Annotated in this window: 9 protein-coding genes and 1 riboswitch; of the genes, 7 read left to right on the top strand and 2 right to left on the bottom strand. The window is 37.9% G+C overall.

What is annotated here, in order from left to right:
* The 3 genes from BCT34_RS21460 (at position 1) to BCT34_RS21450 (ending at position 4,536) form a co-directional block, all read left to right on the top strand.
* A complete protein-coding gene (locus tag BCT34_RS21460; protein ID WP_076652585.1) occupies positions 1 to 1,260 on the top strand; it encodes an ABC transporter permease in 1,260 nt (419 codons plus the stop codon).
* Positions 1,257 to 2,435 carry an ABC transporter permease gene (locus BCT34_RS21455; protein WP_076652587.1) on the top strand — a complete coding sequence of 393 codons (1,179 nt, stop codon included), beginning with the start codon at positions 1,257 to 1,259 and terminating at the stop codon, positions 2,433 to 2,435. Before BCT34_RS21460 ends, BCT34_RS21455 begins: the two co-directional genes overlap by 4 nt.
* Positions 2,436 to 2,994: 559 nt before the next feature.
* Entirely contained in the window at positions 2,995 to 4,536 is a 1,542-nt protein-coding gene (locus BCT34_RS21450) for an alanine/glycine:cation symporter family protein (RefSeq protein ID WP_076652590.1), read from the top strand.
* 88 nt (positions 4,537 to 4,624) lie between these two features.
* Here BCT34_RS21450 and BCT34_RS21445 read toward each other — a convergent pair whose 3' ends face one another.
* A complete protein-coding gene (locus BCT34_RS21445) occupies positions 4,625 to 4,810 on the bottom strand; it encodes a hypothetical protein (RefSeq protein ID WP_076652592.1) in 186 nt (61 codons plus the stop codon).
* Between the two features lie 310 nt (positions 4,811 to 5,120).
* Positions 5,121 to 5,855 (bottom strand): chromosome partitioning protein ParA, encoded by a 735-nt coding sequence (locus tag BCT34_RS21440; RefSeq protein WP_076652595.1) that lies wholly within the window; start codon positions 5,853 to 5,855, stop codon positions 5,121 to 5,123.
* Positions 5,856 to 6,463: 608 nt separating this feature from the next.
* A riboswitch (glycine riboswitch) is annotated at positions 6,464 to 6,583 on the top strand.
* Between the two features lie 163 nt (positions 6,584 to 6,746).
* Between BCT34_RS21440 and BCT34_RS21435 the strand changes: the two genes are divergently transcribed.
* Genes BCT34_RS21435 through BCT34_RS21420 form a run of 4 tightly spaced genes read left to right on the top strand, consistent with a single transcriptional unit; the run spans position 6,747 to position 13,032 of the window.
* On the top strand, positions 6,747 to 8,015 hold the full coding sequence (locus tag BCT34_RS21435; RefSeq protein ID WP_083702786.1) for a site-specific integrase: 1,269 nt from the start codon (positions 6,747 to 6,749) through the stop codon (positions 8,013 to 8,015).
* Positions 8,008 to 10,149, top strand: coding sequence for a hypothetical protein (locus BCT34_RS21430; protein WP_102300416.1), 2,142 nt, complete (start codon positions 8,008 to 8,010; stop codon positions 10,147 to 10,149). The genes BCT34_RS21435 and BCT34_RS21430 overlap by 8 nt, the downstream gene beginning before the upstream one ends.
* Before the next feature lie 13 nt (positions 10,150 to 10,162).
* A complete protein-coding gene (locus BCT34_RS21425) occupies positions 10,163 to 12,334 on the top strand; it encodes a hypothetical protein (RefSeq protein WP_076653463.1) in 2,172 nt (723 codons plus the stop codon).
* Positions 12,335 to 12,342: 8 nt separating this feature from the next.
* Positions 12,343 to 13,032, top strand: coding sequence for a hypothetical protein (locus BCT34_RS21420; RefSeq protein WP_076653465.1), 690 nt, complete (start codon positions 12,343 to 12,345; stop codon positions 13,030 to 13,032).
* Positions 13,033 to 13,710: the final 678 nt, after the last annotated feature.

Here is a 13,710-nt window from a genome sequence, read left to right as displayed (position 1 = left end):
ATGTCTGCTAATAACTCTCAATCGACTGGACCGCAATCTAAAGGCTCACAATCAACTGAGCATCATAGAGCGAAGAATGCCTTGCTTAGGCAGTGGGCGATTGTCCGCAAAGATAAATGGTTATTGTCTTGCCTAACTTGGATACCTTTGCTTCTTGCTGCCAGTATCTGGCTGATTTTTTCACAAGGCATCGCCCGTGACCTACCGGTTGCGATTGTTGATCTGGAGCACAGTCAAATCTCGCAACAGTTCACACGTCTTGTTGATGCATCACCAACACTGCAAGTCACTCAGAAATATAGCTCTGCGAGTGATGCGGCGAAAGCGATGATTGAACGCGATATCTATGGTTATGTTGTGATACCAAGGCACTTCGACCGAGATCTTCTGCTCGGTTTGAATCCACAAGTGTCTGTGTTCTACAACAGCCAATTTATCTTGATCGGTAAGCTGGTGAACTCAGCATTGCTGCAGGCTCAAGGGACGTTTGACGCGCAACTTGAAGTCGTGAAACAGCTGTCACACGGTGATACCACAGTGCAATCCGCACTAGGCCAAGCAGTAACAGTGCAAAGCCAAATCACGCCGCTGTTTAACAAGAACACCAGTTATGCTCAGTTCTTGGTGTCTGCGGTTATTCCTGCACTATGGCAGATCATGATTGTGGTGGGCACGATATTGGTTTTGACGGCGAACATTAGAGCTCGTGGCCTTCACGCTTGGTTATCCAACGCCCCTATGAAGTCACTCGTATCAACATTAACACCTTACCTAGTCTTGTTTTTGATGTTTGGTATTGCGTTCACTATTTGGTTCTATGCGCTCTTGGACTGGCCATTTAACGGCAGCTTTGTGGCATTGACCATTGCCCAACTGCTTACCGTGATTAGTTGTATCATCATGGGTTGTTTGTTTTTCTTCTTAACACTAGATCCTGCAAGAGCGATGAGTTTCGCTGGCGCATTTACGGCACCAAGTTTTGCGTTTATGGGTATTACCTTTCCAGTAACAGACATGAACACGGCAGCTCAAATTTGGAGAAGCTTGTTGCCCGTTAGTCATTACATAGAAGTACAAACAGCGCAGTCTAGTTATGGCGTAAGCGCAGCGCAGTCACTGATCAGCCTCTCTTCTATGCTGTGGTACGCGGTTCCTGCTTTCGTGGTGATGTTATTAATTAAGAAGCACTTGGCGCAATCAGCTCTATCTGTCCAAGCAACACAGACAGAACCATCAGTACAACAAGGAGTAAAACGATGAGCTTTACTCAACTGCTCAAGCAAGAAATCTTAGCGGTACTGCGCAACCCTGTCGTGCTTCTTACGGTATTCGGTGGTGTGGTCTTCTATTCATTCTTGTATCCATTACCTTACGCGAATCAAGTTCCTCAACAACTTAAAGCCTCGGTTGTAAACTTGGACAAGAGCCAAAGCAGCTACCAATTAGAGCGAATGGTGGATGCCACTTCTCAGATCGAATTGGTTCGTCGCGACTCCACCATCGCCGATGCAAAACAAGCCGTGTTAAACCAAGAGATTGGTGGATTCCTCGTCATCCCAGAAGACTTCTATAAAGACTTGCTATTGGGTAAAAGCCCAACACTTTCTTACGCGGGCGATGCTTCTTACTTCTTGGTCTACGGAACCATTGTTGAAGGGCTTGCCAAGGCCGGTGGCACGTTAGCTGCTCAAGTTAAGGTCAGTCATTTGTTAATCGAAGGTGTGCCTTTAGAATCTGCGGCCAAAGGCTACAGTGCATTCAGCTTGAATCTAAAACCAACCTTCAATAGTCGCATGGGTTACATCGATTACGTGGTTCCAGCCGTCTTTGTGTTGATCCTGCAACAAACCTTAGCCATGGCTTCCGGTTTAATTGGTGCGACCCAAAACGCTCAATCAACATTTGGCTACTGGAGTAAAACCTCTCCAGCGAAATTGATGCTTGCTCGCTGTTGTACCTTAGTCGGCATTTACTACTTGTTGTCGATGTACTACTTCGGCGCAAGCTTCTCGATGTATGGGATAAACCTACTCGCCTCAACAATACAGATCTTAACCTTACTTCTGCCCTTCTTACTGGCAAGCTGTTTGATCGGGATTTTTATTGGCGAGCTAGTGCCACGAAGAGAGTTAGTCACGGTTGTGGTGTTAATCAGTTCAATGCCATTGATCTTCTCTTCAGGTTTTATCTGGCCGGTTGAAATGATGCCTGAATGGTTAGTTCTGTTATCACAGCTGTTTCCAAGCACGCCCGCGATTCAAGGTTTCTTAGCGCTGAATCAAATGGGGGCATCATGGCAAGAAGTGGCGTCTCAATGGACATTGCTATGGGGACAAGTCTTGCTATGGGGTTCGCTATTGGCGCTTAAGCTCTACCACAAATCCGGCAAAAGCAATGCTAGCAATAGTACCGGCAACAGTCATCGAGTTGTTTAGTTTTATGCTCTAGAGAAAAACCAATAAAGCTTCCTGCTCCTCAAAACATTAAAAAGCTCTGATAAAGAGCTTTTTAATGCCTCCGACTTCAAGCAAAATCTCAATAACCAATGCGCAAACACTTCCCAAAAACATATCTAATATTAAAACTCCCCCTATTTATCTACTACGCAAAACTCAGAATCATCCTAAATTCGTCTCTATAAGAGCAGCTGCGTATACTTTTTCCTACCTAAAAAGTATCGACTTATTCCTAAATGATGACAAAACTCGAACAATTGTAAATTTATTGTAAAAATTTCTTTGTTGGTATTATTTTTATGTATAGGATTATCAGTAGGACTTGGGAGCCCGAATACCATAGTCTTATTGGTGCACATACCAAAAGGATATTCATACAAAGCAAGATCAGTGGTTATATTTGTTTCGTTTTTCGACCTAGCTACAGCCGTTTATGTTGCCGTCAAATGAAGTAGATAAACCACAGAAATATACAAATCAAATAGAAAACAAACACAACAGCAACAAACATAATTTATTAAAAAAGACAGGGAAAACCATGAAAAACATACGTGAATTATTTTTTGGGTTTATATTATTGTTTAGTTCCAGTGCATTTGCAGAAGAAGGATCATTTAACCAAACTATCAGCAATTTAAGTCAAAGTGTTGATGGATTTTTCAACGAATACACAGGTTGGTTCGTTGGGCTCATATTTAAAAGTGTACCGATTGGTGAAGCAAACTTTCCAGTGATTGTTGGGTGGCTTTTGCTCGCTGCAATCATCTTTACTGTTTATTTTGGCTTTGTTCAATTTAAACGTGTCGGCATGGCAATAGACATTATCAAAGGTAAGTATACGGACCCTAACTCTAAAGAAGACGGCGAAGTTTCTCACTTTCAAGCGTTAACAACAGCGCTTTCTGGTACTGTCGGCCTTGGTAACATTGCTGGTGTGGGTGCTGCACTTGCGATTGGTGGCCCTGGCGCGACATTCTGGATGATCTTGTGTGGCCTTCTAGGCATGGCTTCTAAGTTCTGTGAGTGTACCTTAGGTGTGAAATACCGAACTATCCTGCCTTCAGGTGTTGTTTCGGGTGGTCCAATGTATTACCTGAGCCAAGGTCTTGGTGAAAGAGGTTTAGGCGGACTAGGCAAAGTACTCGCGATTGGTTTTGCATTAATGTGTATTTTAGGTGCATTGGGCGGCGGCAACATGTTCCAAGCTAACCAAGCACATGCCATGTTAACTTACGCATTTGATGTACCAAGTGAATACGGTGTAATCACAGGTCTTGTACTAGCGGCTTTGGTTTTCTCTGTGATTGTTGGTGGTATGCCTTCTATTGCATCGGTAACGGAAAAAGTTGTTCCTTGGATGGCGGCGCTGTACATCGGTATGGCTGTGATCGTTATCGGTTCTAACCTCGATCAAGTGGGTCCTGCGTTTAGCGCAATCTTTACAGGTGCATTTACTGGTGAAGGTGTCGTTGGTGGATTCATTGGTGCATTAATTCAAGGCTTGAAACGTGCAACGTTCTCGAACGAAGCAGGTGTAGGTTCTGCAGCTATCGCTCACTCAGCGGTTAAAACTAAAGAGCCAATCACTGAAGGCCTAGTATCACTATTAGAACCATTCGTTGATACGGTAATCATTTGTACAATGACAGCATTGGTTATCACTATCGCAGGCCTAAACACCGGTCCTTTCGATGGCTCTGGTTTAACTGGTGTGACGCTTACTGCTGCATCGTTTACTGAAACGGCAGAAGTGTTCAAATACACACTCGCTCTCGCGGTAATCATGTTTGCGTTTTCGACCATGATCTCTTGGTCGTACTACGGTCTTAAGGCTTGGACTTACCTATTTGGTGAAGGCAAAACAACGGAACTGATTTTTAAAGTGATGTTTTGCGTGTTTGTTGTTATTGGTGCCACGATTCAATTTGGCGCGGTAATCGACTTCTCTGATGCGGCTATCTTTGCAATGTCTATCTTCAACATTCTTGGCCTGTACTTCTTGATGCCTGTTGTTAAGAAAGAACTGCAATCGTTTGTTGCTCGCGTGAAATCAGGCGAAATCAAAACTTACGAAAAATAATGACTAGCTTGTTAACGCTGTTCTAAAAATTTTGGTAAAACCCTTTGCTTGAGAAAGTAAGAACAGAACAATAGCTTATTCAAAATCCCTACCGGCTTCGCTCGTAGGGATTTTTTATATCTGAGTTTTCTTGTTCAAGCCGTTCAGGGTCTTGGCTTAATTTCTCACAACTCAACGCCTCTTCAACTTCAATCATATCTCGTTGTGCCAATGGCGAGTTACAATCATCAAAGCAATAAGCTACGGTGCAGTTCTCACAAAGATATTCTGGCATCACTCCATCCCTTGTAGTCAAAACAATCAAAATGCGTACGAGCAATTGACTGCGTGTTCATCCTGAACACCACTATTATGCTATTTCTCAACCTTACAAATATGTCTGCAAAGCCACTTAATAGACAACAAGTCACATATCATTATGGTTATACGTAGCTATTCACAAATATCTAAGTAACCGATGAAACGCTCAAATAATCGAACACTAGCTCTATGCTCTCGATAAAACAAAAAAACGCCCACATCATTTTTATGATGTGGGCGTTTGAATAGCTGCAACCAGAGACGATTGAATTAAGCGTTTGTACTTATAGACCCATCTCTTCGGTTAGTGTTTTGATTTGCTTGAGATCCATGGTGTGAACTTCAATCATTTGTCTGATGTCACTCAGGCGAGAGTTCGCGTTGTCTTGCTTCTCACAAGCGTCAGATTTTGCATCCCATGATGTGCCATCTAAGTAAACATCACATGCTTTCTTAAGCGAACCAAGATTCTGCTCGAGCTCGTCTCTTTCTTTCTCAAGCTTTTCAAGTTCTTGAGAAATTTGTAATTCTTTTCTGAAAACTTCGCGCGAACGCTCGAACAAAGTTGATTGCATGTCAGCCTGACGATTCAGTTTCTGGTTATCTTTCTCTGTTTGTTCCAACGTTTGCTTTTGCTCGTTTAGCTGTTGCTCTAGCGAGTAGTTAGCTTTCTCTAAAACCGCAGACTGCTTCGCTAGCTCTTGGAGTTCTTTTTGATGCTCTTCCGCTTGTTTTGTTAGTGCGGCTTCTACTTTTGCATCGATTTCGGTATCAACTTTTGCCACTTTCGTTTCAACAGATGTCATCAAATGTGTTCTGCTGTCATGCAGTTCTTGATAACGAGTTTCGAGTACCTGATAAGTAGACTCCCACTTCGATGCCGTGACTGTAGAACCGATTAAACCACCCAACGCTAAACCTATAACGGCAGCAATGCCAATATAGAGCTGACTGCGTTTATCGCGTTCTTCAATAACAACCACTTCATCTTGTTCGCTTTGTCCAGATTGCTGGTTCACTAGCGGGTACTCCCAAAAATTTGTTTAACGTTACGCGGTCACTGATGCTATACCAATACTGATTGTTTAGGCTCAGTTAAACCTATCGTTCAAGTCAGAGATACTTAAACTTTGCTAACACGTTCATACTACCTGCTCACAGCTAGGTTTAACGGGTTAACTCCGAAATCATCAAGCTGGCAGTATACAAAAGGAAGCTGCTAACGATAACTATCACTACCCATTTTTGTAATTTTTCGTTTGTCCGGTAACGAAATAGTACAAATGCCAAAGCTAATAAAAAAACAATCGCTATTAGTCGAGTCATAACTCCTCCTTGTTTCTCTATTTTATACCATTTAAATAAGCAAGTTACGTCAGAGACTCGTTGTTTGATCATTTAGTTGAACAACATTTGTGCAAACAGATATTTTGTAGCTGACATCACATTTTATATGATCTAGGATACGCCTACAGATTACCTAATTACTTAGGTAATTGTTCCGATGAAGACTGCAGGAGAGTGGTTTTTAACTAAATTTTAACACTTAGTTAGATTGACCCGCCGAAGAAGTAAATCTTTCAGGTGCTTTATGCTGGAGAAATCCAGAAAAGTGAGGACTGTTGTTGGAGGAACCTCTGGAGAGAACCGTTAGATCGGTCGCCGAAGGAGCAAGCTTAGTGCCCGTTACTTATCTATAAGTTATTCGCTAAGTGAAACTCTCAGGCAAAAGGACAGAGGAGTGGAAAGCAACAGCCTTAATTAACAAAAGAATTCTATCTAGAAATCCGTATGTATTAATAAGTTAATACCGTCTACTATGAACTATAATATTGTGTTAGACAGAGTTTGATTCTAATGCAAACCAATCTATATTAATAATACTAACAAAAACTCATTCGGTATTAATTTTGAAAGAAGCAATCCAAACTATCACAGTGAAGGATTATGAGGTTGACTCGCACACCTCCACTCAAGCCAACCTGTTATTCTTAGCAGGTGCACCATTATTTGTGCCAAGTACTTATCTATATTACAAATTGCGCACAAACAAGAGCATTTCAATTAAAAACCTAACATCAAGGTTGAAAATTTTCATTAACCAAGTTCTCACAGACAATAATGACTGGTCATTTAAAGGTGATTTAAAGAGTAAGCATGAATTGGCTAATAAAGCTCTATTTAACATCGGTGACGCATATATAACAGGATACCTAAACCTCTTATTTAAAGGTAATTGCATATTTTCAGATAAGTACAAAAAAGGTGGTCTAAAAAACTCCAGTATGGAGCTTCATATAGACACTCTACGTGACTTCTATGATTTCTGTTTTAAATTCGGTTTCACATCAGAAAAAAAAGACTTTTCGTATATATATAAACGTTACGAAAAACAACAAACATATAGTCTAGGCTTCGACCTTACGATTCATAATAAATATTACAATAAAGATGAGTTTAAAGCGTTCATTGGCTATTGCACCGCTAAAAATAAATTCTTGAACACCAGAAATAGGCTGATATTTTCATTATGTTATTACTGCGGATTAAGGCCCCATGAATTATTAAAGGGAGCTAACTTTTCAAGAAAAAGACTAGAAAAAGTGATAAATAAAAAAGCAAAATTTAACGTATCAGCTGAATTAATTGTGTCCGGTAAAGGGCGTGGAGAGGGCAAACTTAGAAAAATCATTATCCCTCCTGAAGCTTATCAAAAGCTTAAAGAGTATTTATATACAACACTGCCAAAACTTGAAAAAGACTTAGGTAAAATTATACGTAATCGCATCTTTGTAACTGATAAAGGTAAAGAACTGAGTGACGCGAGTTACTTCACGAAACTTTGGGAAAAGACAAAACACAGATATATAAGTAATAATACTAATATAAGTCCTCTACAAGTTAAGCTCTGGAAGCAAAGAGAGCTTTACTCAACTAGGCACTGCTTTGTAACTAACTTAATAATTAAACATCAAAAGGATGGAAAAGGAATTGACCAGATAGCCATACAAGAAATTATGGGGCATTCGAGTATAGAGACAACCTTTGCCAGCTATGTCTATCTTGCCGCAATAGTTTTGAAATCCGATGAACTCGAAAAAGAAGCAATATCTTTCGCCGAGGCAGCAGTAAGAGTAAAAAATAATAGAAGGAAACAAGAGGGAGCAAGTAGTGTCTAATCCATTTTCCATAAATAGAGGATTACTAACAGCTGAGCAGTTTAATAATTATGAGGATTATTATTCAAGATCTCATATTTCCTTCGCCCACCATAGTGTTTCACAACAAACGCCAACCTACTATTTTTGTGAAATTAGTTTTAACCAAACACCCTCTTCAACAATGCAATGCGTTGCATCTTATTTCGAGCATAAAAACTTTAAATCTCTAAAAAACCACACCAAATCGAATAAAGTTAAACCTCTGGAGCTAATATCAAAATACATTAGCAGTAGCAATGATGAATTTTGCAAACCTGATAGTATGAAAAATTTTTTTAACTACCTAAAAAAAGAACGAGTTGCTTCTTCTATGTATAACAATGTAATTTACTTACTTAACAACAGTCTTAGAAATCATGAAAAATATGGCATTGAGTATGATCATTTAATTTATGAGGCCATAAGAAATTTACCAAAAACAATTAAGACCCCTTCAATAACAAGGTCAACACTAGGCGATAAATTGTTTTCACATCGACATACAGCTCAAGAAGAAAGAGCGCTATGGTCAAGCTTTAACGCTACATTGTACTTTGCATTCGATGTAATAAATAACTATCAATCTACGCTTATCGAGCATTTTTCAAAATCCACAGAAGCATTTGAATTACTCAATTCCACTATTAACAAATGCAACAAAAACAAATGGACTTTCGAACGAACATCTAAATTAGCATCAGTAAATTCTATTTATCGGGATATGCTCAGAGATATATACATAAGAAATGATGAGTTATCTTTATTCCCATTAATTAGCTCAAATTTAAACAGAAACATTTTAGAGTCGTACTTAAATACGTTCAAAATTAAAGAACCTACTACTCTGTTGGAGTATGTTTCATTATTCTACAATGAAACCGAAGACCGAGTACAAAGATCAAGGTGGTTTTCTGACGATAAAAAGAAGAATATTAAAGTTAATAACACACTCATATCAAAGTGGTTACACCCTGATTTAATCCGGGGATACCCTTCTAAAATAGAATTATCAATTTTTTTTAGCTTATTAGCTAAGCACCAGTTACAAAAGTCACTCTTAATAAAACTATCGCTTAATCACATAGACCAGAATGAAAATCTTGGAATTATTATTTTTGGTGAAGTTAAAGAGAGATCTGGAAAAGGAAGAGGACAAGTTGTAGAGTTCTCTAAGGCTAACGAAAGAAAAGAGTATGAAATTGCAAAGTCATTCGTTGATAAGATTACTAAATTTTATCAAGAAACAAATACAGAACATGAAAAAACATTTTGTTCACTATTTACAATAAGGGAATTCACTTATTTTTACTTTTTAGAGGACTTCTATCCTATATACCCAAAATCAATACCTAAAGAAGCTCACTATTTCTTAAAAACTTTTATTTTACAAAAGGAGGCCGTAGGTAAAAGTAAATTAACTAAATGGGGAAAGAAAAAGACTCTGCAACTAAATTGGGGAAATTTAACTCAAACTCAAAAGGTAGTCTTTGGATTTGATTATAAGATCTACAAATCAGATCGTTTTAGCATACCAAAAGCTGAACAGCCTATTGAAAGTTCAATAGAAGCCAGCAAAAGAGCACACTCACTTGAAGTAGACATTAATACTTATGAAGCCAGAATTCAGAATCCTATCTTACTAGAAGCTGATCATACAGCAGGCAGACAAGTTGCAGATTCAATGACGGAAGACGCTCATACTTTATTGAAAAAAATGAGAGAAATTTCAGTCTCGGAGGCAGAGGAAATGCTTGGAGTAAAAAGACCTTCAGAAACTTTAAATGAATCTGGTTTTGCTGAATTTATTAACTTATCTGGTAAAGATGTAAATGATTACTTGGGAATTAAAGACAAAGAAGAAATATTAATCATTAAGCATCCTTTGGTTTTAGCCTTTTTGAAGCAAAAAATAAATCAAATAGACATCTATATTGAATCATTGAGGAGAGACCAATCATCACCATATCAAGATAAATCCAATAAGGTTAACGAGATAGAAGGACTCCGAATTGTATTAGCAACTTTAGCTAATAATTTCAATGAAGTAGAGCATGTTAAGTCTGATGAAATATTAGCCGAGTACGATTTACCTTTATGTGACCCAATCATTTGAACGAGTGTCTGCTATGTATTCAAATCTACAAGAAGTAACTAACACCCTCTTATATGCTCAGCAAAATCAGAAAATTAACAATCGATTATTCGATGATAACTTCGTTATAAATAATAAAAGTTACGATGTAAGCTTTAAAGACTCAAAATTCTCACCCGAGTCAAAGATATTTATTAGACATGCCATTGTTATTATATGCGGAGGGTATAAGGAGGATAATAAACTTAACATTCCACACGCAGATCTGCATAAAAAAGTAATAAATTTCTTCAATTTCATCAAATATTTGAAGTACATTGAAGTCCAAAATATTGTAGAGGATGTTAATTACAACACACTACTAGATTACCTTGAACACACCTTAAAAGAAAGTTACAAATCAGGAAAAATATTGTCTTTTTCGAGCTTTATTCGATTAAGTGATCCACTTAACGCCTTAAGTGACGCTACTATACGGGGAGACTTTTTATGGATTACAACCATGAAAGCACGGTCACGAAATTTTGAAGATATTGCCAAGAAATTTTTTATGGAAAATGGATTAGAATCCGATTTCAATGACTATTTATGGGGTGGAAGCCTAGAAACTGTTTCATACATCACATCAACATACATTCTAAGTTTTTGCATTGAACAGGTTGATAGCATTAATCACAAATTACTTGCCGCGTACTTTGAAACTTGCAGACACTTTAACACTTGTTCTTGGTATCGTTCAGATAAACGTACTCCAAATAACATCAAGTTCTTCCATGAAGCCGAAACTTATGATGTTGAAACTCTCAAGATGAATTTTGACGAATTAGTTACATATACAAAATCCCTAAAGACCAATAGTAAGAGATTCAAATTTTGGCATGACTCTTTTAATGAAAAACTCGATAAAGGAACGCCAAAATATTCGATTCGTAATTTCTTTAAACTGATCAAAAATAAAAACTCATCCTTAGGTACAAGCAAAGAATTATCTAAGAGAGCTGCGTTTTACAATAATTGTGCGTTGTCAATCGTCGCAATTGTTACAGGATTACGTTCTCATGAACTTGTAAATATGAAAGCTATTAATGTTTTAAAAGAAAAGAAAAAAGAAATTTGGATAGTCACAGATATAAATAAGACACATCAAGGCTTTAGCTATGAGCGTACAACAGGAACGCTAGTGAATGATGCTATTGACTCTTTATTAAACATAAGTTTTTTGGACAAAACAAAAGAAGTATCATTTATTGTCGATGATATTGAATATTCTGGTTATCCTTCATTATTTTATAACGGTGCTGTTTTTAAAGCGGGAAAGTTACAAACTAAGCGTTATAAGCTACACCACCGCCCCACTGGGATTTGGCTGGAATCTGGTACTGATTACATCGACGATGATACATCCCTTGTGAGTAAACGTGGACAACAGCTTAACAAACGCTTTAATTCCATATATGAAGAAATGTTGAAGTCTCTTCCAATTGATATCAGAGAAGAACTAAAGAAAAGAGAGAAAAGTGAACGACTCACTATACACGGCTGCCGTCACCTTTGGGCCGACTACTTAATGAGAAGATTTGACGGAGACATACATCGCGCACTCAGAAGGCATCTAGCTCATAGCTCCAGTGACGTACTTAACTTCACTCATGCATATAAAAGGAACAAAGTTACTTCGATCGAGCAACATAGGGCAGAAACACACTATAGCATTGAATTGGTTAAGAGGATTGCCGGAGACGTTAATCATACAAAATACTCAGGTCATACCGTTGCGTATGTAAGAAACTATATCGAGGGCCTGAACTGGAAAACTCCTGATGAGCTTGATGAAATGATTGAAGCATGGATTCAAGATGAAGATGATGGGATAGAAAGATTAGTTCCTCATAGTTACGGGTTTTGCATGGTTTTTAAAAGTAGAAGGAAGCTTGCTAATTGTATTGATAAGCAAGGTGTGCCCAAAATTGAAAACGGTGAATCGGGAGTCTGTATTGGTTGTCCTAATTTATCCGTTCATTGCGATAGTCACCTTTTAACACTTGAGCAGTTAATGATTACACACCAAAACATTTTGCACTCAATGGACAAGCCAGAGCAATTAGTGAAACTGTTGAGAAACTCGAATAATAAACGTTACAAACACTCTGAACGTCAGATTAAAGTAATTGAAACTCTGATAAAACCACTAGAGAGTAGCCATTAGGAGGACGTATGTTAATTGGTTTAGATAAAATCGAAAAAAAACATCCAAGTGAATTCGAAAAACTCACAGACCTTCAAAAAACTTTTTATGAAGTTTGTGAGATAGAGTTCATCATGATAAAAAATAAAATCAGGACCTCAGAAAAAACCCTCCCAATAAGGCAAAGAACAATTAATAAGTCATCTGTGTGTAGAACGGTAAAGGAAAATCTCAATAGAGAACATGACTTAAACCACTCAAATATGTCTAGGCAAAATTGTCCTTTCTTGTACAACTCGATAAAAACATGGAACGAGAAGTTAAAGTCAGAGCACGAATTATCTAGAGCTAAAGCAAATGAAATTAGCAGGGAGCTAACGAAAGATGATTTAAAAGACTTGGTTGCACAATATGAAAAAAAGCAGATAGAAATTGGCAGGGATTTTTTTAATTATATTAAGGAGTCGGCCCTAGTCGAAAGTGAGTCTGAACTTCAAGTTAAGTTAGACCAGTTGACCAAAAAAACAAATAGGCAAGCGAAAGAGTTAGTACACTTAAAAAAAACTAACGAATCTATAGTTACTCAACTAGCAGGTCGAGAACAGGATACTAATAAAATTTTAAGGCTTAAAGGTGAGTTGATAGACTTAAAGAAAAAGGTAATCAAACTTCAAACACTTTTAGCGACAAACAACATTGACTACACCCAAATTAATTAGTTACAACATTAATCATTTGAAAAGCAAAACGTTTTCGAACTATTGGACAGCTCCTTCGAGGTGCGTTGTTCTTAGTATCGGTAGACAATATGTACTGTTCTCTCATGGCCCTAGTAGCTCTTGTTCGGCATGCTTTGACTATCAAACTTTGTTCATTTTTTACGTCTAGACCTATTCGAATAATTTGGGTTATCAAACCGTTTAACTAGGATTCCACTATTGAAATTTTAATGCTTGTTTGATTATCATGCAGCACCTTTAGACAATCGCCATTTCCGCTGAACAAAGATTAATAGAAGCGTCCTATTAGGGACTTACGGATGAAATATGCAAAATCTATCTATTGATGTACATGTAATACCCAAACCTTTGCAGAGATATGATCTGGCACGTAGAAAAACTAACAAACAACGTTTACTAGATCATTACATCAAAACAGCAATTCGAAGTAGATGTCAATTACCCGAACCGATGAATCCGATATCTTATTGATTTATGATTACTTGTTACATTTAAAGTAAGGTATTAAGCTTTTTTCATTAACTAAAACACCTCCCCTGCTCCCTCCTATATTCATAAAACATTCTTAATTTTTAATCGCTGTTCGGCTTTGTTGCGTAATTAAATTTAGATATAGAGCCAACCCGTTTCGCGTATCTCTTAGTCAATACGACAAGT

Source organism: Vibrio sp. 10N.261.45.E2, assembly GCF_002875705.1.
Taxonomy (GTDB): Bacteria; Pseudomonadota; Gammaproteobacteria; order Enterobacterales; family Vibrionaceae; genus Vibrio.
This window is presented reverse-complemented; position numbering and strand designations above follow the sequence as displayed.